Raw genomic sequence first — 20,711 nt, 5'->3', positions numbered from 1 at the left:
TAAGTTCGCCCGCTTGCAGCCGCAGGGCCGGCAGGTGTCGGTGATGGAGCAATCCTGCGCAATGGATTACAAGAGTAGAGGCGGTCCATTTCATGCCCACCCAAGCAAAGCAACAGCAGAATCAGACGATCAGCGGTTTCGAACCTTATGTTCCGGCGAAAGGTGAAGAGTACATGGGCGCCCCGATGCGCGCGCACTTCACCAAGGTCCTGAACAAGTGGAAACAGGAGTTGATGCAGGAAGTCGACCGCACCGTTGACCACATGAAGGACGAAGCCGCGAATTTCCCGGACCCGGCCGACCGTGCCAGCCAGGAAGAAGAATTCGCCCTCGAGCTGCGCGCCCGCGACCGCGAACGCAAGCTGATCAAGAAAATCGACAAGACGCTGCAACTGATCGAAGACGAAGAGTACGGTTGGTGCGATTCGTGCGGCGTCGAGATTGGTGTGAAACGCCTTGAAGCACGCCCTACAGCCGACATGTGCGTCGACTGCAAGACTCTGGCGGAAATCAAGGAAAAGCAGGTCGGCAAGTAATCTCGACCTGAACGAAAAACGGAGCGTGCGAACGCTCCGTTTTTGTTTCTGTCTTTTGCCTTTGCCTTTGCCTTTTGTAGGAGTGAGCCTGCTCGCGATAGCGGTAGGTCAGTCAATATCGGTATTGAATGTCACACCGCTATCGCGAGCAGGCTCACTCCTACAGGTTGACCTGCGTATAGCCTGAAAAGTAGCTTCGTTTCCATGACTGCCAAAAAACCCCCTGCCTACATCGGCCGCTTCGCCCCGACCCCCAGTGGCCACCTGCACTTCGGCTCGCTGGTCGCCGCCCTCGCCTCTTACCTCGACGCCCGTTCGGTCGGCGGTCGCTGGCTGGTGCGCATGGAAGATCTCGATCCGCCCCGTGAAGAACCCGGTGCGCAAACCGCGATTCTCAAGGCGCTGGAAAGCTACGGCTTCGAATGGGACGGCGACATGGTGCGCCAGAGCGATCGACACGATGCCTACGCCGACGTCCTCAATAGCCTGTTCAATCACGGCCTGGCCTACGCCTGTACCTGCTCGCGCAAACAGCTCGAAGCGTACAACGGCATTTATCCGGGTCTGTGCCGCAATCTCGGCCACGCTCAGCAAGACGCCGCCATTCGCCTGCGCGTGCCGGAACTGGAATACCACTTCATCGACCGCGTGCAAGGCGAATACCGTCAGCATCTGGGCCGCGACGTCGGCGATTTCGTCATCCGCCGCCGCGACGGTCTCTACGCCTATCAATTGGCCGTGGTGCTCGATGATGCGTGGCAAGGCATCACCGACATCGTCCGGGGTGCCGATCTGCTCGACTCGACGCCACGTCAGCTCTACCTGCAAGAGCTGCTGGGCCTGCGCCAACCGCGCTATCTGCACCTGCCGCTAATTACCCAACCGGACGGCAACAAGCTCGGCAAGTCATACCGTTCGCCACCGCTGGAAGCAGATCAGGCCACGCCGTTGTTACTCAGAGCCCTGCGCGCTCTGGGGCAGAACCCCGGCGCCGAACTGGCCCACGCCTCGCCGCAAGAATTACTGGCGTGGGGTTGCCTGCACTGGGATGCGACAAAGATCCCGCGCACACTGACCCTGCCCGAAGCGCAACTGCTATGACGCCACTTGCAGTCGCGCGCCCATCCGTTACCATCGCCGCACGTTTTCGGGCACGCGCATAAAAAAGAGAGGCCGGGATGTACATCTATCGCTTGGTCCTGCTTTTAGTCGTCGGGATCTACCTGTTTTCCCCCGCCATCATGGATTGGTGGATCGACGCGACGGGCGCCTGGTATCGCCCTTATCTGCTCTGGCTGATCCTGATTGTTGTGACCTTCATCCTGCAGAGCCAAAAAGATGCCGATGAGCTTTAGCCTGACCCAGATGATCCTGATCAGCGCCGCGTACCTGGCGGTGCTGTTCGGCGTTGCCTGGGTCAGTGAACGGGGCATGATCCCGCGCGCGATCATTCGCCACCCGCTGACTTACACTTTGTCGCTGGGGGTTTACGCCAGTGCGTGGGCGTTCTACGGCACGGTGGGCCTTGCGTATCAGTACGGCTACGGTTTTCTGTCCAGTTACCTCGGCGTGTCCGGCGCATTTCTGCTGGCGCCGGTGTTGCTCTATCCGATCCTGAAAATCACCCGCACCTATCAACTGTCGTCGCTGGCCGATCTGTTTGCGTTCCGTTTCCGCAGCACCTGGGCCGGCGCGCTGACCACGATCTTCATGCTGATTGGCGTGTTGCCGTTGCTGGCGTTGCAGATTCAAGCGGTGGCCGACTCCATCGGCATCCTCACTGGCGAGCCGGTGCAGAGTCGCGTGGCGCTGGCGTTTTGTGCGCTGATCATCCTGTTCACGATTTTCTTCGGCTCCCGCCACATCGCCACCCGTGAGAAACACGAAGGGCTGGTGTTCGCGATTGCCTTTGAATCGGTGATCAAACTGATCGCCCTCGGCGGCGTCGGTTTGTATGCGCTGTACGGGGTGTTCGACGGTCCGCAACAACTTGAGGTGTGGCTGCTGCAAAACCAGACCGCCCTCGCCGCGCTGCACACGCCATTGCAGGAAGGTCCGTGGCGCACGCTGTTGCTGGTGTTTTTTGCCTCGGCAATCGTGATGCCGCACATGTATCACATGACGTTTACCGAGAACCTCAATCCGCGCTCACTGGTCAGTGCGAGCTGGGGTTTGCCGCTGTTCCTGCTGCTGATGAGCCTGGCGGTGCCGCTGATCTTGTGGGCCGGCCTGAAACTGGGCGCCACGACCAATCCGGAATATTTCACCCTCGGCATCGGCATCGCCGCCAACAGCAAGCCGCTGGCGTTGCTCGCCTACGTCGGCGGTCTATCGGCGGCCAGCGGCCTGATCATCGTCACCACGCTGGCGCTGTCGGGCATGGCGCTGAACCACCTGGTGCTGCCGCTTTATCAGCCGCCGGCCGAAGGCAATATCTACCGTTGGTTGAAATGGACGCGCCGCGCGCTGATCGTCGCGATCATCATGGCTGGTTTCGGCTTCTACCTGATGCTCGGCGCCGAGCAGGATCTGGCCAACCTCGGCATTGTTGCTTTCGTGGCGACCCTGCAATTCCTCCCGGGCGTGCTGTCCGTACTGTACTGGCCAACCGCTAACCGCCGAGGCTTTATCGCCGGTCTGCTGGCGGGGATTCTGGTTTGGGTGGTGACCATGCTGTTGCCGCTGGTCGGCAATCTGCAGGGTTTCTACATCCCGCTGCTGAACATGATTTACGTGCTCGACGACACCAGCTGGCACATGGCGGCCATCGCCTCGCTCGCCGCCAACGTATTGATGTTCACGCTGATCTCGCTGTTCACCAATGCCAGTCCGGAAGAAGCCAGCGCCGCCGAAGCCTGCGCCGTGGATAACGTGCGTCGCCCGCAACGCCGCGAACTGCACGCTGCCTCCCCGCAGGAATTCGCCACACAACTGGCGAAACCACTGGGCGCCAAGGCTGCGCAGAAAGAAGTCGAGCAAGCCCTGCGTGACCTTTACCTTCCCTTCGACGAACGCCGCCCTTACGCCTTGCGCCGTTTGCGCGACCGCATCGAAGCCAACCTCTCCGGCCTGATGGGCCCGAGCGTCGCGCAGGACATGGTGGAAACCTTCCTGCCGTACAAGGCTGGCGGTGAAAACTATGTCACCGAAGACATCCACTTCATCGAAAGCCGCCTCGAGGATTACCACTCGCGCCTCACCGGTCTGGCTGCCGAACTCGATGCCTTGCGCCGTTACCACCGCCAGACCTTGCAGGAATTGCCGATGGGCGTTTGCTCGCTGGCCAAGGATCAAGAGATCCTGATGTGGAACAAAGCCATGGAAGAACTCACCGGGATTGCCGCGCAACGTGTGGTCGGTTCGCGGCTGAGCACCATCGGCGAGCCGTGGAAAGAATTGTTGCAAGGCTTTATCAATCTGCCCGACGAACATTTGCACAAACAGCATCTGGCCCTCGACGGCCAGACCCGCTGGCTGAACCTGCACAAAGCGGCCATCGATGAGCCGTTGGCGCCGGGTAACAGTGGCCTGGTGTTACTGGTCGAGGATTTGACCGAAACACAGATGCTCGAAGACAAACTGGTGCACTCCGAACGTCTGGCGAGCATCGGTCGCCTCGCAGCAGGTGTGGCCCACGAAATCGGCAACCCGGTCACCGGCATCGCCTGTCTGGCGCAAAACCTGCGCGAAGAGCGCGAAGAAGACGACGAACTGACGGAAATCAGCGGGCAGATTCTCGAACAGACCAAACGCATATCGCGCATCGTCCAGTCGTTGATGAGTTTCGCCCACGCCGGCAGCCATCAGCACAGCGACGAGCCGGTGTGTCTGGCGGAAGTGGCGCAGGACGCGATTGGCCTGCTGGCGCTGAACCGACGCAATTTCGAAGTGCAGTTCTACAACCTGTGCGATCCCGATCACTGGGTCGAAGGCGATCCGCAGCGGCTCGCCCAGGTTTTGATCAATCTGCTCTCCAACGCCCGCGACGCCTCGCCGCCGCACAGTGCGGTACGGGTCAAGAGCGAAGCCGGCGAACACACGGTCGATCTGATCGTCGAGGACGAAGGCAGCGGTATTCCGAAGAACATCATGGACAGATTGTTCGAACCCTTCTTCACCACCAAGGATCCTGGCGAAGGCACCGGTCTGGGCCTTGCACTGGTCTATTCCATCGTTGAAGAGCATTATGGACAAATCACCATCGACAGCCCGGCTGATGTACAAAGCCAACGCGGCACCCGTATCCGGGTGACCTTACCGCGTCATGTCGAAGCGACGTCCGCTGTGAACTGAGACCGTCGAGAGTATCGAATCAATGCCGCACATTTTGATCGTCGAAGACGAAACAATTATCCGCTCCGCCTTGCGCCGCCTGCTGGAACGTAATCAGTACCAGGTCAGCGAAGCCGGTTCAGTGCAGGAAGCACAAGAACGCTTCACCATTCCTACGTTCGACCTGATCGTCAGCGATCTGCGTTTGCCGGGCGCTCCGGGCACCGAGCTGATCAAGCTCGGCCAGGGCACGCCGGTGCTGATCATGACCAGTTACGCCAGCCTGCGCTCGGCGGTCGACTCGATGAAGATGGGCGCGGTGGACTACATCGCCAAGCCTTTCGACCACGATGAAATGCTCCAGGCTGTCGCGCGGATCCTGCGTGATCGCCAATCGGCTCCGGCTGCCGGCGAAGCGGTTGCCAGCAAACCGGCCAATGGCAGCGGCAAACCCGCCACTGACAACAGCAACGGCGAAATCGGCATCATTGGTTCGTGCCCGCCGATGCAGGATCTGTACAGCAAGATCCGCAAAGTCGCACCGACCGATTCCAATGTCCTGATCCAGGGCGAGTCGGGCACCGGTAAAGAACTGGTGGCCCGCGCCCTGCACAATCTGTCGAAACGCGCCAAGGCACCGATGATTTCGGTGAACTGTGCAGCTATCCCGGAAAGCCTGATCGAGTCCGAATTGTTCGGTCACGAGAAAGGCGCGTTCACTGGCGCCAGCGCCGGGCGTGCAGGTCTGGTTGAAGCGGCGGATGGCGGCACCTTGTTCCTCGACGAGATCGGTGAGCTGCCACTGGAAGCTCAGGCCCGCCTGCTGCGCGTATTGCAGGAAGGTGAAATTCGCCGTGTTGGTTCCGTGCAGTCGCAGAAGGTCGATGTGCGCCTGATCGCGGCCACGCACCGGGACCTGAAAAGTCTGGCGAAAATCGGCCAGTTCCGTGAAGACCTTTATTACCGTCTGCACGTGATCGCATTGAAACTGCCGGCCCTGCGCGAGCGCGGTGCCGACGTCAACGAAATCGCCACGGCTTTCCTCGCTCGCCAGAGCGCGCGCATCAATCGTACCGACCTCAAGTTTGCTGCGGATGCCGAACAGGCCATTCGTCACTATTCCTGGCCGGGTAACGTGCGGGAGTTGGAGAACGCAGTCGAGCGCGCGGTGATTCTTAGCGAAAGCCCGGAAATCTCCGCCGATTTGCTGGGCATCGACATCGAGCTGAGCGATCTGGAAGACGACGAGTTCATCGGTCTGCCGCCGCAAACGGGCGGTAACGCCAGCAACAGCAGCCATGAGCCGACCGAAGACTTGTCGCTGGAAGACTATTTCCAGCACTTCGTCCTTGAGCATCAGGATCACATGACCGAGACCGAACTGGCGCGCAAACTGGGCGTCAGCCGTAAATGTCTGTGGGAGCGTCGTCAGCGTCTGGGCATTCCACGGCGCAAGACCGGGGTCGCCAGCGAGAGCTGAACGTTACCTGTCGAGTGCGCGGGTAACGGTTGAGGATGTGAAAAAACTGTTACCGCAGTCGATTCACGTAACAGAAGCCGGGGTTATCGGTAACGAAACCCCGGTTTTTTTTCGCCCCGACAAAACGGTTATATCGACCTAACCCCTTGTTTTATTGGGTTTCGAAAAAGTTGGCACGCCCCCTGCTATATGTTTGGTACAAGAACAATAACAAGCAATGCACAAGACAATAAAAATAAGACGAATCGACTCACGCACAATAAAAACAAGACGGCGAGAGGCGCAGCTAACTGATTCTTTTGGAGAGGCGTTGTATTTGGGGCTTGCCCCACGACCAGACCGAGAACAACAAAAACTGTCCTAAGACAGAGCCTGTACTGGTTGGATCGTAAGATCACTGCAATTCAGCGACCAAAGCAATCCGTTTGCTCTTGGCTCCCGATTGGGAGGGTCACGAAGGAAACGCTTCGTGGCGAGGGCACTCAACAAAAACAAGAAGCCCGAATCAATAATAAAAAGAGCACGCAACTACTTCTTGGGGAGCTTCGGCTCCCCTTGTAGTTTCTCCCTCCCGGCAAAATCCTCTGTTTTTATCGCGCGCGACGCCTGTAGCCTGCGGCTTGCAGCTCAAATCTGCCGTGTCCTACACCATCCCCCGACTAAATGCTAGAATCTGCGCCCATCATGCGGTCATTCTTTGGTATGGCCGAACATTCCTTCAAACAGTGCATCCCATGCTGAAGAAGTTGTTCCAGTCATTCCGAACTCCCGTGCGTCGTACGCAACACATCCGCAGCACCCCTGAAGTGCTCAACAGCGGTCAACATTCGCTGCAGAAAACGCAGTTCAGCCGCTATGCGGTGAATATCGTCGAACGCCTGCAAGGTGCCGGTTACCAGGCTTATCTGGTCGGCGGTTGCGTGCGTGACATGCTGCTGGGCATCACGCCCAAGGATTTCGACGTCGCCACCAGCGCCACGCCCGAGCAAGTCCGTGCCGAATTCCGCAACGCGCGAATCATCGGCCGTCGCTTCAAACTGGTGCATATCCATTTCGGTCGCGAAATCATCGAAGTCGCGACCTTCCGCGCCAATCACCCGGTCAACGAAGACGACGAAGACAGCAATCAGTCTTCGCGTAACGAGAGCGGGCGGATTCTGCGCGACAACGTTTACGGCACCCTGGAAGAAGACGCGCAACGCCGTGACTTCACCATCAACGCCCTGTATTACGATCCGGTCAGCGAGCGCATCCTCGATTACGCCAACGGCGTACACGACATCCGCAATCACCTGATCCGTCTGATCGGCGATCCGAAGCAGCGCTACCAGGAAGATCCGGTGCGCATGCTGCGGGCCGTGCGTTTCGCCGCCAAGCTCAACTTCGGCATCGAGAAGCACACCGTGCAGCCGATCCGTGAACTGGCGCCGATGCTGCGCGAGATCCCGTCGGCGCGCCTGTTCGAAGAAGTGCTCAAGCTGTTCCTCTCGGGACACGGCGCGATCACCTTCGAAATGCTCGTCGATCTGCAACTGTTCGCCCCGCTGTTCCCGGCCAGTGCCGATGCGCTGGAACATAACCCGGAGTACACCCACACGCTGATCAGCGAAGCGCTGACCAACACCGACCTGCGCATCAAGCAGAACAAACCGGTGACCCCGGCGTTCCTGTTTGCCGCGCTGCTGTGGCCTGCCCTGCCGGCCCGCGTGTTGCGCTTGCAGGAACGTGGCATGCCGCCAATTCCGGCAATGCAGGAAGGCGCGCACGAGCTGATCGCCGAACAGTGCCAGCGCATTGCGATTCCAAAGCGCTTCACCATGCCGATCCGCGAGATCTGGGACATGCAGGAACGCTTGCCACGCCGCAGCGGCAAACGTGCCGACCTGTTGCTGGACAATCCGCGTTTCCGCGCCGGTTACGATTTCCTGCTGTTGCGTGAAAGTGCTGGCGAGGAGACTGATGGCCTCGGCGAATGGTGGACGGATTATCAGGACGCCAACGAAAGCGAACGCCGCGACATGATCCGCGACCTCAGCGGTAAAGGTGATGACGCCAGCGGCGCGCCACGCAAACGTCGTCGCAGCAGCGGCTCCAAGCGCAAACGCGCCGGCGCCCCGAGCGCTTCGACAGGCGAGTAAAGGCATGGAACGCATCTACATCGGCATGGGCAGCAACCTCGCTGACCCGGCCGAACAATTGCGCAGCGCCGTCGAGGCGCTGGGGCAATTGCCGCAGACTTCCCTCGCCGGTGTTTCAGCTTTCTATCAAAGCGATTCCCTGTTGCCGGGCCAACCGCGTTACACCAACGCGGTGGCGGCGCTCGACAGCGCCCTCGCCCCACTGGAGCTGCTCGATGCGTTGCAAGCGATCGAGAATGATCAGGGCCGCGAACGCCTTGAGCGCTGGGGTCCGCGCACGCTGGATCTGGACATTCTGCTGTTCGGTGATCGACTGATCGACGAACCACGGCTGAAAGTCCCGCACTACCAGATTCAGGAACGCGCGTTCGTGCTGTATCCGCTCGCCGAACTGGCGCCGCCGGCTCTTCATCTGCCCGATGGCCGCACCCTCGCCGACATGCTCGCCGCCTGCCCGTTCGTCGGCCTCGAACGCCTCCCCCAAGCCTGAAGCAAATCCCCCTGTAGGAGCTGCCGAAGGCTGCGATCTTTTGATCTTGCTCTTGTTATTAAAACCCCAAGGATCAAAAGATCGCAGCCTTCGGCAGCTCCTACATGGATAGCGTGCGACATCGCTATTTTTGTCGGACAAAAATTCTGTAATTCAACCCCGCTACGGCGCTGAATCGCATCAGTAACGCCGGTAACACTCCCCTCGTAACATTGCGGTAACACACGCAATTGACTTCCGCTTGGCTCATCACGACTATAGGCGTCCCGCTGCCGCCAACCCGGCACACACGGGCGCAAGCCAGGCCTTATAAGCACGACAAAAGACCGTGCGCCTGAGTAGATGACGAATCACGCGCGTTACTCGCAGTAGTTTCCAGAGCGCCTGAACGAGGATTTTTTACATGCCAGCCATCACCCTGACCACGCTCCAGAGCCTCAAGCAGAAAGGTGAAAAAATCACCATGCTGACCTGCTATGACGCGACCTTCGCCCACGCCTGTAATGAGGCCGGTGTTGAAGTGCTGCTGGTGGGCGACTCCCTCGGCATGGTCCTGCAAGGTCACGACAGCACGCTGCCGGTGTCCACCGCAGAAATGGCCTACCACACCGCCTGCGTCAAACGCGGCAACAGCGACGCGTTGATCCTTGCCGATCTGCCGTTCATGGCCAACGCCACCCTCGAACAAACCATGAACAACAGCGCCATGCTGATGCAGGCCGGTGCGCACATGGTCAAGGTCGAAGGTCAGCTGTGGCTCGCGGAGTCGATCCGTCTGCTCGCCGAACGCGGTGTGCCAGTGTGCGCGCACATGGGCTTGACCCCGCAAGCGGTGAACATTCTCGGTGGCTATAAAGTGCAGGGCCGTAACGAGAACCAGGCGCGGCAGATGCGTGCCGACGCGATCTCGCTGGAGCAGGCCGGCGCGGCGATGCTGCTGCTGGAATGCGTACCGAGCGAACTGGCGGCCGAAATCAGCCAGGCCGTGAAGATTCCGGTCATTGGCATCGGCGCCGGTAACGCCACCGACGGTCAAGTGCTGGTACTGCACGACATGCTCGGCCTGTCGATCACCGGCCGCGTACCGAAATTCGTCAAGAACTTCATGCACGGCCAGGACAGCATTCAGTCCGCGCTGAAGGCTTACGTCAGCGAAGTCAAAGCCACCACGTTCCCAGGCATCGAACACGGATTCTCGGCATGAATACTGTTAAAACCGTACGCGAGCTGCGCGCCGCTGTAGCCCGCGCCCGCAGTGAAGGCAAGCGCATCGGCTTCGTGCCGACCATGGGCAACCTGCACAGCGGCCATGTCGCGCTGGTGACCAAAGCCACCCAGCGCGTGGATTTTGTGGTCGCGAGCATTTTCGTCAACCCGCTGCAATTCGGCGCTGGCGAAGATCTCGACAAGTATCCGCGCACCCTCGCCGCCGATCAGGAAAAACTGCTTGAAGCCGGTTGCTCGCTGCTGTTCGCGCCGACGGTCGAAGAAATGTACCCCGACGGCATGGCCGGGCAGACTCGCGTCAGCGTGCCGCAACTTTCTGAAGGCCTGTGCGGCGCCAGCCGTCCGGGGCACTTCGAAGGTGTCGCGACCGTGGTCAGCAAACTGTTCAACATGGTCCAGCCGGATCTGGCGATTTTCGGCCAGAAGGATTACCAGCAACTGGCGGTGATCCGTGCGCTGGTGCATGACCTGAACATGCCGATCCAGATCATCGGCGAGCCGACCGTACGCGCCGCCGACGGCCTGGCATTGTCCTCGCGCAATGGTTTCCTCAGCGAAGAACAGCGCGCGGTGGCGCCGGTGGTCTATCGCGCCCTGAGCAACATCGCCGAGTCGATCAAACAAGGCGAACGGGATTTCCCGGCACTGGTCAGCGCTCAGGCGCAACAACTGGAAGCGGCTGGGTTGCGTCCGGATTACCTGGAAATCCGCCATGCCCTGACCTTGCGTCCGGCGACGGCTGAAGACCGCGACCTGGTGATTCTGGTGGCGGCATTCCTTGGCACCACACGGTTGATCGACAACCTGCACCTGAATCTCGATAGCCCGGTTTAACAGCAAAATCAAAAGATCGCAGCCTGCGGCAGCTCCTACATAACCCGGTAGGAGCTGCCGCAGGCTGCGATCTTTTGCGTTGTATTGCCGCTCATAAAGCCTTCGGGCACACTGCCGGCCGTTCGATTCCAGCCCGGGAGGTTCAGCTTGCCTCAGTGCCCCCTCCCCTCCGTTTGTCAGCCATTCCCGGTATTAATGTTAAAAAAGTACAGGGATCTGGTCAGACAAAGTCAAGACAGATCGCAGCGCGAGGTTTACTGTATTCGCCCTGCGCCAATAAATCGTGTCGACGCAGTTTGACCCCGCGCCTAAACAGGGTGCGCCGGTCTGTTCAGTGTTCAAAAAGCCGTTCAAGTAAAAAGGAAAACCGCAGCGATGGCGTATTACCTCACTCCTAAAGACGTTACCGCTCTGCCCGCCTGGCAAGCGTTGAAAGAACACCGCCAGGCCATGCAGGATTTCAGCATGCGCGAGGCCTTCAATGCCGATCCGCAGCGCTTCAATCAGTTCACCCTCAGCAGCTGCGGCCTGTTTCTCGATTATTCGAAGAATTTGATCAACGCCCAGACCCGCAACCTGCTGGTGGGCCTGGCCAATGAAGTTGATTTGAAAGGCGCGATCAAAGCGCTGTTCGATGGCGAAATCGTCAACACCTCCGAAGGCCGCCCGGCGCTGCACACCGCCCTGCGCCGTCCGGTGGGCGACAAGTTGTCGGTCAACGGCGTCAACGTGATGCCGGAAGTCCACAAGGTGTTGAACCAGATCACCGACCTCGTGGGCCGTATTCACGACGGTCTGTGGCGCGGTTACACCGAGAAGCCGATCACTGACGTGGTCAACATCGGCATCGGTGGCTCGTTCCTCGGCCCTGAACTGGTTTCCGAAGCATTGCTGTCCTACGCGCAGAAAGGCGTGCGTTGCCACTACCTGGCGAACATCGACGGCAGTGAGTTCCACGAGCTGACGCAAAAACTACGTGCCGAAACCACTTTGTTCATCGTTTCGTCGAAGTCGTTCAACACCCTCGAAACCCTGAAGAATGCGCAGGCCGCACGTGCCTGGTACCTGGCACAGGGTGGTTCGGAAGCCGAACTGTATCGTCACTTCATCGCCGTCTCGAGCAACAACGCCGCCGCCGTGGCGTTCGGTATCCGCGAAGAAAACATCTTCCCGATGTGGGACTGGGTGGGCGGTCGTTACTCGCTGTGGTCGGCGATCGGTTTGCCGATTGCCCTGGCCATCGGCATGTCCAACTTCAAGGAATTGCTGTCCGGTGCCTACACCATGGACCAGCACTTCCAGACCGCGCCGTTCGAACAGAACATGCCGGTGCTGCTGGCCTTGCTCGGCGTGTGGTACGGCAACTTCTGGGGCGCGCAAAGTCACGCGATCCTGCCGTACGACCACTACCTGCGCAACATCACCAAGCACTTGCAACAACTGGACATGGAATCCAACGGCAAGAGCGTGCGTCAGGACGGCACCCCGGTGTCGACTGATACCGGCCCGGTGATCTGGGGTGGCGTCGGCTGCAACGGTCAGCACGCTTACCACCAGTTGCTGCACCAAGGTTCGCAGTTGATCCCGGCCGATTTCATTGTGCCGATCGTCAGCTTCAACCCGGTCGCCGACCACCATCAGTGGCTGTACGCCAACTGCCTGTCGCAGAGCCAGGCGCTGATGCTCGGCAAGACCTTGCCGGAAGCCGAGCAAGAGTTGCGCGAAAAAGGCATGAGCGAAGAGCAAGTGCACAAACTCGCACCGCACAAGGTGATCCCGGGCAACCGTCCAAGCAACACCCTCGTGGTTGAACGCATCAGCCCGCGCCGTCTCGGCGCACTGGTGGCGATGTATGAACACAAAGTGTTCGTGCAAAGCGTGGTCTGGGGCATCAACGCCTTCGACCAGTGGGGCGTGGAACTGGGCAAGGAACTGGGCAAAGGCGTTTACAACCGTCTGGTGGGCAGCGATGAAACCAATGCTGATGACCCTTCCACCCAGGGCCTGATCAACTACTTCCGCGGTCGTCACCGCGGGTGATAGGCTGAAGGGGCGGTTTGCCTGCCCCTACAGCTTGCAACATCGACAGTTCCACGGCACCGGGCTAATCGCAGAATCGGTGGCGTACACGATCCCGGTAGGAGCTGCCGAAGGCTGCGATCTTTTGATCTTGACCTTAAAAAACAAGATCAAAAGATCGCAGCCTTCGGCAGCTCCTACGAGGGTCGTACAGCTCCCCTCTTGTCGCACAACAAGAATAAGGAACCGTCATGTTCGATATCAGCACGTTCCCCAAAGCCGATGCCGTCCGCCGGGCTGCGCAATTGAGTCAGGAAGACTATCGGCGCCTGTACCGCGAATCCATTGAACACCCCACGGCCTTCTGGGCCGAACAAGCCACGCGCTTTCTCGACTGGAGCACACCGTGGCAGACCGTTCAGCGCTATGACCTGGAAACCGGTGAAGCCGCCTGGTTTGCCGGGGGCAAGCTGAATGTCAGTTACAACTGCATCGACCGCCACCTGGCAAAGCGCGGCGATCAAACCGCCCTGCTCTGGGAAGGCGACGACCCTGCCGAATCCGCACAAATCACCTACAAAAAACTCCATCACCATGTCTGCCGACTGGCCAATGTGCTGAAAAGCCGTGGCGTGAAGAAAGGCGACCGGGTGTGCATCTACATGCCGATGATCCCCGAAGCCGCTTACGCCATGCTTGCCTGCTCGCGGATCGGCGCGGTCCATTCGGTGGTGTTCGGCGGTTTCTCCCCGGACTCCCTGCGCGACCGCATTCTAGACGCCGACTGCCGCACCGTGATCACTGCCGACGAAGGCGTGCGCGGCGGCAAGTTCGTGCCACTGAAACAGAACGTCGACAAAGCCCTGCAGAGTTGCCCGGACGTCAGCACCGTTGTAGTGGTCGAGCGTACGCAGGGCAAAGTCGAATGGGTCGAGGGCCGCGACCTCTGGTATCACCAGGCCGTGCGCGACGTCAGCGACGATTGCCCGCCGGAGCCGATGGACGCCGAAGATCCGCTGTTTATCCTCTACACCTCCGGCAGCACCGGAAAACCCAAAGGCGTGCTGCACACCACCGGTGGCTACTTGCTGCAAGCGGCGATGACCTTCAAGTACGTGCTCGATTACCGCGACGGCGAAGTGTTCTGGTGCACCGCCGACGTCGGCTGGGTCACCGGCCACAGCTACATCGTCTACGGCCCGCTGGCCAATGGCGCGACCACATTGATGTTCGAAGGCGTGCCGAGCTACCCGAGCAGTTCGCGATTCTGGCAGGTCATCGATAAACACAAGGTCAACATTTTCTACACCGCACCGACCGCCCTGCGCGCGTTGATGCGTGAAGGGGCCGAACCGTTGCAGGAAACCTCGCGCGCCAGCCTCAGATTACTCGGCAGTGTCGGTGAGCCGATCAACCCGGAAGCGTGGGAATGGTATTTCAACGTGGTCGGCGAGCAACGTTGCCCCATCGTCGATACCTGGTGGCAGACCGAAACCGGCGGCATCATGCTCAGCCCGCTGGTCAGTGCCCAGCGGATCAAACCGGGCTGCGCCACGCAGCCGATGTTCGGCGTGCAACCGGTGCTGCTCGACGAGCAAGGCAAGGAAATCAAAGGCGCCGGCAGCGGCGTGCTGGCGATCAAATCGAGTTGGCCGGCGCAAATTCGCAGCGTCTATGGCGATCCGCAGCGGATGGTCGACACCTATTTCAAACCTTACCCCGGCTATTACTTCACCGGCGACGGCGCGCGCCGCGATGAGGACGGCGATTACTGGATCACCGGGCGCATCGACGACGTGATCAACGTCTCCGGCCACCGCATCGGCACTGCCGAAGTGGAGAGCGCACTGGTGCTGCACGACAGCATTGCCGAGGCCGCCGTGGTCGGTTATCCGCACGACGTCAAAGGTCAGGGCATCTACGCTTTCGTCACGCCAATGAACGGTACCGAACCAAACGACGAGCTGAAGAAAGAACTGCTCGCCCACGTCAGCAAGGAAATCGGCAGCTTCGCCAAACCGGACCTGATCCAGTGGGCCCCGGCCTTGCCGAAAACCCGTTCAGGCAAGATCATGCGGCGCATCCTGCGCAAGATCGCCTGCAACGAACTCGACAGCCTCGGCGACACCTCGACCCTGGCCGATCCGAGCGTGGTGCAAGGCCTGATCGACAAGCGCCTCAATCAGTAACCCGTCGAGCGCGGTCAACCGGCCGCGCCCGCCCTCCTTCACTGAGTGCTCATGGAATTCATCCGCAGTCGCATTGAACACCAACTCATGAGCCTGACCGGGTTGTCGCTCGGTCAGCTCGACCTGGAGAACCCCAAGGGTGACCCCGGCCTGTTCGGCCCCGACTCGGTCAGTTGGCAGGTGCACGGCGATTTCAGCAGCATGTTGATCGGCGGCATCAGCGCATTGTTGTTACAGGCGCTGCACCCCTTGGCGCTGGCCGGGGTTTGGGATCACTCCAACTTTCGTCAGGACATGCTCGGGCGTTTGCGCCGCACCAGTCAGTTTGTCTCCGGCACCACGTTTGGCTCCAGGCGTGATGCCGACTGGCTGATCGAGAAAGTGCGCACCATTCACCTGCAAGTGGTCGGCACCGCGCCGGATGGTCGGCCTTACGCCGCGAGCGATCCGGACTTGCTGACGTGGGTGCATGTGGCGGAGGTCAGCAACTTCCTTGCGGCGCATTTGCGCTATCGCAATCCGCAGTTGTCCGTTTCGGATCAGGATCGTTACTACGCGGAAATCGCCGTGGTCGCCGAACGTCTGGGCGCACGCGATGTGCCCAAGTCGCGGCTGGCTGTGGCCGAATATCTGCAAGGCATGCGCCCACAGTTGCTGTGCGATGGCCGCAGCCGTGAAGTCTTGCGCCTGTTACTGGCCGCGCCGGCGCCGAGTGTTCTGGCGCGACCGTTTGGCGATCTGATGATGAAGGCGGGGATTGATCTGCTGCCGGATTGGGCCAGCGACATGCTCGACGTCCGCCAGAGTTCGCTGCAACGCCAACTGATTCGCGCCAGCGTCAGACGCAGCGCGCCGATGCTGCGCTGGGCAATGCGCAACGGCTCGGTGCAACGCGCCAAACGCCGGATGGGTTTGATTACCTGAAAGCATCGCGAGCAGGCTCACTCCTACAGGAGATTCGTATGCAACATAACTCCCTTGTAGGAGTGAGCCTGCTCGCGATGGTAGCCACTCGATTGCTCACCAAGCTGATAAACTCCCGCGCCCCCATTCTCTCCAGCAAGGCGCATGCATGTCTTCCTTGAATCAGGCGCTGCGCGCCGCCCTCGATCAACGCCAGGATTTGCTGGCCGAGCTGCACCGCCAGGGCACCGATTGCTATCGGCTGTTCCACGGCAGTCAGGAAGGCGCCGGCGGTCTGACCATCGACCGCTACGGTCCGCAACTGCTGGTGCAGAGTTTCCACCAGACGCTGGAGCGTGACCACCTGTTGCAACTGCATGCCATGGTTAATCAAACGTTGGGCCTGGAAACCCTGCTGGTCTACAACGATCGCTCGCGCGGCAATTCGCGCATCGACCGTGAAGACAGCGTGTATAAGGCCGACGATGCCGCACTGGTTGATCTGGTCGGCCATGAGTGGGGCTTGAACTACCGCGTACGCGGGCGACATGCCGGCCAGGATCCATTGCTGTTCCTCGATCTGCGCAACACCCGCGGTTGGGTCAAGGAGCACGCCAAGGGCAAATCCGTGCTCAATCTGTTCGCCTACACCTGCGGCGTGGGCCTCAGTGCCGCAGCCGGTGGCGCGCGTGAGGTGTGTAACCTCGATTTCGCCGAGGGCAATCTGGCGGTCGGTCGCGAAAACGGTTTGCTCAATCCGCAGTTGCCCGAGATGCAATTCATCCAGTCCGACTACTTCCCGGCGATCCGCCAGTTGGCCGGCCTGCCAATCAGCCAGCGCCGTGGGCAGAAACTGCCGAGCTATCAGCGCCTCGATCAGCGTCAATACGATCTTGTGCTGCTCGACCCACCGGCCTGGGCCAAGAGCGCCTTCGGCACCGTCGACCTGCTACGCGATTATCAAAGCCTGCTCAAACCCGCCCTGCTGACCACCGCCGACAACGGCGTGCTGATCTGCTGCAACAACCTGGCGAAAGTCAGCATGGACGACTGGCGCGAGCAAGTGCTGCGCTGTGCCGAGAAGGCTGGCCGCCCAGTGCGCGAATGGAGCGTGATGACCCCAGGCGCCGACTTCCCGTCGAAGGATCAGCAACCACCGCTGAAAACCCTGATCCTGCAGCTATAACTCCCCCCTGTAGGAGCTGCCGAAGGCTGCGATCTTTTGATCTTGTTTTAAAAAAAGACAAAATCAAAACATCGCAGCCTTCGGCAGCTCCTACAGAAGAATCTGAACAATCCTGCAGCACGGCTGTTACTTCGGAACCAGAATCGCGTGCCATACTCCAAGGCACTCCGATTCAGACAGATGAAGCCGCACATGCCCAAAGGATTGATTCGCGCAATTGGCGCCTTGTTGACTGCTCTGGCCCTCTACAGCCTGCTGGGGTTTCTGATTTTGCCGGGCATTGCCCTGCGCGTGGCCAACCAGCAACTGGCCAACTACGCGACCGTGCCTGCGCATATCCAGCGCATCGAGCTCAACCCGTTCAGCCTTGAGGTTACCCTGTGGGGTCTGGTCATTGGCGAGCCGGGCAAGGAACAGGTCGGCTTCGATCGTCTGTACGCCGACTTGCAAATCGACAGTCTGTGGACCAAAGCCCTGCATCTGGCCAACATCGAACTGGACAAACCCAAGAGCGAGATCCTTTTCGCCAAAGACGGCAAGCTCAATCTGCTCGGCCTGTTCAAGGTGCCGGCCAGCGAGCCCGTTCCCGCCGACCCGAACGCCAAGCCCTTCCCGCTGCGCATCGACAACATCAAACTGGCCGGCGGCGTCGTGCATTTTCAAGATGTACGTCCCAGCGAGCCGATCGAATTCCTTTACGACGACTTGAGCTTCGAGCTGAAAAACCTCAGCACCCTGCCCGAAGACAGCGCCGACATGACCCTGGTCGCCATCGGCCCGGCCGGCGGTCGAATCGACTGGAGCGGTAACTTCAGCCTGATCCCGTTCACCTCCGAAGGCACCCTGAAAGTCACCGACGGCAAGATGAAAGCCTTCTGGCCGTACGTGCGTGACTCGGTGCCGCTGGTACTCGAAGACGGCGTGATCAGCCTCAGCACCGAATACAAACTCAATCTGTCGAAAGAAACCGAACTGCTGCTCAACAACGTCGCCGTCAGCATCGCGCCGTTCGCCATCAAGGCCCCAGACGGGCGTCCGTTGGCGAAACTCGAACGCCTGGACGTCAGCGAAACCTCCGTGGACCTGGCCAAACAGCAAGTGGTAGTCGGCAAGATCCGCAGCCAGAAACTCGAAACCTGGGCCGCGCTGGAAGCCGACGGTCAACTGGACTGGCAGAAACTCTTCGCCAGCCAGCCATCGAAACCGGCGGCCAAAGCCGCTGCCGAACCGGCCAGCACACCGGCAGCCGCGGACTCGCCGAAGGCTGAACCGAACGCCCCGAGCAAACCTTGGCAGGTGCTGCTCAAAGACGTGCAATTGCGCAACTACACCGTCCATTTGGCTGATCGCTCGGCGAATCCGCCTGTGGCGCTGGATATCACGCCGCTGAACGTCGATCTGGAGGGTTTCGACAGCCTCAACGGCTCGCCCTTCAAGCTCAAGCTCGACAGCGGGCTGGGCAAGCAAGGCAAGATCAGCGCCGACGGCACGGTCAACCTCGCCCCGGTCAACGCTCAGCTCAACGTGAAAACCCAGGACATCGACCTGCGTGTCGCGCAGTCCTACATCAACCCGTTCATTCGCCTCGAACTGCGCAGCGGCATGCTCGGCAGTGACTTGAAGGTCAACCTCAAGAGCACCGAGCCGCTGGCCCTCAGCGTCACCGGGCGGGCGCAGATCGATCAACTGCACACCCTCGACACCCTGAAAACCCGCGACTTCCTCAAGTGGCAGCAAGTGGTGGTCGAAGGCCTGAACTATCAACACGGCGACAGCCTGTCGATCGACAAGGTCAACCTGTTTCAGCCGTATGTGCGGTTCATGATCAACGATGACCGCACCACCAACATCGACGACTTGCTGATCCCGCAACCGGCCGACAGCGGTGCGAAAACCACGGCGGCAAAACCGGCCAGCAACGACAAACCGCTGGGCATTCACATCGGCGGCATCGCGATCAATGACGGCTCGGCCAACTTCGCCGACTTCAGCCTGACACCGAATTTCGCCACCGCCGTGCAGCAACTCAACGGTCAGATCGGTACCATCGACAGCCGTCAGGCAAAACCGGCCAGCGTCGACATCAAAGGCAAGGTCGACCGTTATGCGCCCGTGACCATCAAGGGTGCGGTCAATCCGTTCGATCCGATGGCCAGCCTCGACATCGCCACCAGTTTCAAACGCGTCGAGCTGACCACCCTGACCCCGTATTCCGGCAAGTTTGCCGGTTACCGCATCCGCAAGGGCCGGCTCAACCTCGACCTGCATTACCTGATCACCAAGGGCCAGCTCAAAGCCGAAAACAAAGTGGTGGTCGAACAATTGCAGCTCGGCGAAAAAGTCGACAGCCCGGATGCCGTGAGCCTGCCGCTGAAACTGGCGATTGCCCTGCTCAAGGACGTCGACGGCAAGATTTCCATCGAACTGCCAGTGACCGGCGACTTGAACAATCCGCAGTTCAGCGTGATGCCGATTGTCTGGCAGACCCTGCGCAACCTCATCGTCAAAGCCGCAGCCGCCCCTTTCAAAATGATTGGCGGACTGATCAGTGGCGGTGGGTCGGAAGACCTTGGCACCGTGTCGTTTGCCCCAGGCTCCAGTGAACTGAGCAAGGATGCCGAAGCCGCGCTGGTCAAACTGTCCCAGGCACTCAAGGAGCGTCCGGCGCTGCGCCTGGAAATCGAAGGCACCGCCGCCAAGAGCAGCGACGGCCCATTGCTCGCCGAGCAACGTCTGGAGCGTGAATACCAGTACAATTACTACAAGATGCTCCAGCGCCGCGGCGACAAAGTGCCGGCTCAGGCATCCCTGATTCAAGTGCCGGACGGTGAGAAAGGTCCGCTGCTTGAAGGCATCTACCGCACCCGCCTGAAAACCCAGCCACCGGCCGAATGGAAGGATCTGGGCAAGGAGGAACGCACGGCGAAGATGCGCGAAGGCGTGATCCAGTTCTGGAGCAGCAGCGATGTGTTGTTACGTCAGTTGGGTCAGGACCGTGCCAGCAGCATCAAGGATTATCTGGTCGACAAAGGCCAATTGGCAGACGACCGCGTGTACTTCATCGACGCCAACCTTGGCGAGGCCGAAAGCGATGGCCGCGTGGTGACGCAAATGCATCTGGATGCCGAATGATGAAACGCCATTGGCTGGCCGCGCTGACACTGACCTTCGCTACCGGCCATGCCGTGGCGTCCGACACGCTGCGCTGTGGCAGCCAATTGATCAGCCTCGGCGATCGCTCCAGCGAAGTCCTGCAAAAGTGTGGCGAACCGGTCAGCCGCGATGTGTTGGGCTACAAGCGCAGCGCCAATCGCCGCGAGGAGTTCCAGGTCGAGGAATGGACGTACGGGCCGAGCAACGGCATGTACCAATACCTGCGCTTTGAAGGCAATCGCCTGCGGCAGATCAACAGCAAACGCGGTCACTGAAAGATCAAA

General features: G+C 60.0%; 15 protein-coding genes. All 15 read left to right on the top strand.

Going from position 1 to position 20,711, the window contains the following annotated elements; genetic code table 11:
- Nucleotides 1-92 precede the first annotated feature (92 nt).
- Nucleotides 93-536: an RNA polymerase-binding protein DksA gene (dksA, locus tag ACZZ0B_RS01515; RefSeq protein ID WP_008080850.1), complete on the top strand. Its 444-nt coding sequence runs from the start codon at nt 93-95 to the stop codon at nt 534-536.
- A 204-nt stretch (nt 537-740) separates the two neighbouring features.
- The gene (gene gluQRS / locus ACZZ0B_RS01510; RefSeq protein ID WP_463544229.1) at nt 741-1,637 is read left to right on the top strand and encodes a tRNA glutamyl-Q(34) synthetase GluQRS; all 897 of its coding nucleotides are present in this window, start codon (nt 741-743) and stop codon (nt 1,635-1,637) included.
- Between the two features lie 77 nt (nt 1,638-1,714).
- Nucleotides 1,715-1,891, top strand: coding sequence for a hypothetical protein (locus tag ACZZ0B_RS01505; RefSeq protein ID WP_003176118.1), 177 nt, complete (start codon nt 1,715-1,717; stop codon nt 1,889-1,891).
- On the top strand, nt 1,875-4,829 hold the full coding sequence (locus ACZZ0B_RS01500) for a sensor histidine kinase (protein ID WP_008080855.1): 2,955 nt from the start codon (nt 1,875-1,877) through the stop codon (nt 4,827-4,829). Before ACZZ0B_RS01505 ends, ACZZ0B_RS01500 begins: the two co-directional genes overlap by 17 nt.
- 22 nt (nt 4,830-4,851) lie before the next feature.
- Complete coding sequence (locus ACZZ0B_RS01495; RefSeq protein WP_008080856.1) at nt 4,852-6,288, top strand: sigma-54-dependent transcriptional regulator; 1,437 nt, start codon at nt 4,852-4,854, stop codon at nt 6,286-6,288.
- Between the two features lie 734 nt (nt 6,289-7,022).
- Nucleotides 7,023-8,426 (top strand): polynucleotide adenylyltransferase PcnB, encoded by a 1,404-nt coding sequence (locus ACZZ0B_RS01490; protein ID WP_008080858.1) that lies wholly within the window; start codon nt 7,023-7,025, stop codon nt 8,424-8,426.
- A 4-nt stretch (nt 8,427-8,430) separates the two neighbouring features.
- Nucleotides 8,431-8,916, top strand: coding sequence for a 2-amino-4-hydroxy-6-hydroxymethyldihydropteridine diphosphokinase (gene folK / locus ACZZ0B_RS01485; RefSeq protein WP_463544228.1), 486 nt, complete (start codon nt 8,431-8,433; stop codon nt 8,914-8,916).
- Nucleotides 8,917-9,319: 403 nt separating this feature from the next.
- On the top strand, nt 9,320-10,120 hold the full coding sequence (panB, locus tag ACZZ0B_RS01480) for a 3-methyl-2-oxobutanoate hydroxymethyltransferase (protein WP_463544227.1): 801 nt from the start codon (nt 9,320-9,322) through the stop codon (nt 10,118-10,120).
- Nucleotides 10,117-10,977 (top strand): pantoate--beta-alanine ligase, encoded by an 861-nt coding sequence (panC, locus tag ACZZ0B_RS01475; RefSeq protein WP_463544226.1) that lies wholly within the window; start codon nt 10,117-10,119, stop codon nt 10,975-10,977. The genes panB and panC overlap by 4 nt, the downstream gene beginning before the upstream one ends.
- Nucleotides 10,978-11,352: 375 nt before the next feature.
- The gene (gene pgi, locus ACZZ0B_RS01470; protein ID WP_463544225.1) at nt 11,353-13,017 is read left to right on the top strand and encodes a glucose-6-phosphate isomerase; all 1,665 of its coding nucleotides are present in this window, start codon (nt 11,353-11,355) and stop codon (nt 13,015-13,017) included.
- Between the two features lie 230 nt (nt 13,018-13,247).
- A complete protein-coding gene (gene acs, locus ACZZ0B_RS01465) occupies nt 13,248-15,185 on the top strand; it encodes an acetate--CoA ligase (protein WP_463544224.1) in 1,938 nt (645 codons plus the stop codon).
- A 51-nt stretch (nt 15,186-15,236) separates the two neighbouring features.
- The gene (locus tag ACZZ0B_RS01460; protein WP_463544223.1) at nt 15,237-16,109 is read left to right on the top strand and encodes an oxygenase MpaB family protein; all 873 of its coding nucleotides are present in this window, start codon (nt 15,237-15,239) and stop codon (nt 16,107-16,109) included.
- Between the two features lie 148 nt (nt 16,110-16,257).
- Entirely contained in the window at nt 16,258-17,274 is a 1,017-nt protein-coding gene (locus ACZZ0B_RS01455) for a class I SAM-dependent rRNA methyltransferase (RefSeq protein WP_440096919.1), read from the top strand.
- 180 nt (nt 17,275-17,454) lie between these two features.
- The gene (locus ACZZ0B_RS01450) at nt 17,455-20,406 is read left to right on the top strand and encodes a DUF748 domain-containing protein (RefSeq protein WP_463544222.1); all 2,952 of its coding nucleotides are present in this window, start codon (nt 17,455-17,457) and stop codon (nt 20,404-20,406) included.
- Nucleotides 20,406-20,702 carry a DUF2845 domain-containing protein gene (locus tag ACZZ0B_RS01445; protein WP_158831281.1) on the top strand — a complete coding sequence of 99 codons (297 nt, stop codon included), beginning with the start codon at nt 20,406-20,408 and terminating at the stop codon, nt 20,700-20,702. The genes ACZZ0B_RS01450 and ACZZ0B_RS01445 overlap by 1 nt, the downstream gene beginning before the upstream one ends.
- Nucleotides 20,703-20,711 lie beyond the last annotated feature (9 nt).

The sequence above is a fragment of the Pseudomonas sp. AC247 genome (assembly GCF_979258015.1).
Note: the sequence above shows the minus strand (reverse complement) of the source record. Positions and strands in the feature narration are given on the sequence as shown.

Coding starts and splice junctions, on each gene's coding strand:
- dksA (WP_008080850.1), top strand. CDS start 93: ATGCCCACCCAAGCAAAGCAACAGCAGAATCAGACGATCAGCGGTTTC.
- gluQRS (WP_463544229.1), top strand. CDS start 741: ATGACTGCCAAAAAACCCCCTGCCTACATCGGCCGCTTCGCCCCGACC.
- ACZZ0B_RS01505 (WP_003176118.1), top strand. CDS start 1,715: ATGTACATCTATCGCTTGGTCCTGCTTTTAGTCGTCGGGATCTACCTG.
- ACZZ0B_RS01500 (WP_008080855.1), top strand. CDS start 1,875: ATGCCGATGAGCTTTAGCCTGACCCAGATGATCCTGATCAGCGCCGCG.
- ACZZ0B_RS01495 (WP_008080856.1), top strand. CDS start 4,852: ATGCCGCACATTTTGATCGTCGAAGACGAAACAATTATCCGCTCCGCC.
- ACZZ0B_RS01490 (WP_008080858.1), top strand. CDS start 7,023: ATGCTGAAGAAGTTGTTCCAGTCATTCCGAACTCCCGTGCGTCGTACG.
- folK (WP_463544228.1), top strand. CDS start 8,431: ATGGAACGCATCTACATCGGCATGGGCAGCAACCTCGCTGACCCGGCC.
- panB (WP_463544227.1), top strand. CDS start 9,320: ATGCCAGCCATCACCCTGACCACGCTCCAGAGCCTCAAGCAGAAAGGT.
- panC (WP_463544226.1), top strand. CDS start 10,117: ATGAATACTGTTAAAACCGTACGCGAGCTGCGCGCCGCTGTAGCCCGC.
- pgi (WP_463544225.1), top strand. CDS start 11,353: ATGGCGTATTACCTCACTCCTAAAGACGTTACCGCTCTGCCCGCCTGG.
- acs (WP_463544224.1), top strand. CDS start 13,248: ATGTTCGATATCAGCACGTTCCCCAAAGCCGATGCCGTCCGCCGGGCT.
- ACZZ0B_RS01460 (WP_463544223.1), top strand. CDS start 15,237: ATGGAATTCATCCGCAGTCGCATTGAACACCAACTCATGAGCCTGACC.
- ACZZ0B_RS01455 (WP_440096919.1), top strand. CDS start 16,258: ATGTCTTCCTTGAATCAGGCGCTGCGCGCCGCCCTCGATCAACGCCAG.
- ACZZ0B_RS01450 (WP_463544222.1), top strand. CDS start 17,455: ATGAAGCCGCACATGCCCAAAGGATTGATTCGCGCAATTGGCGCCTTG.
- ACZZ0B_RS01445 (WP_158831281.1), top strand. CDS start 20,406: ATGAAACGCCATTGGCTGGCCGCGCTGACACTGACCTTCGCTACCGGC.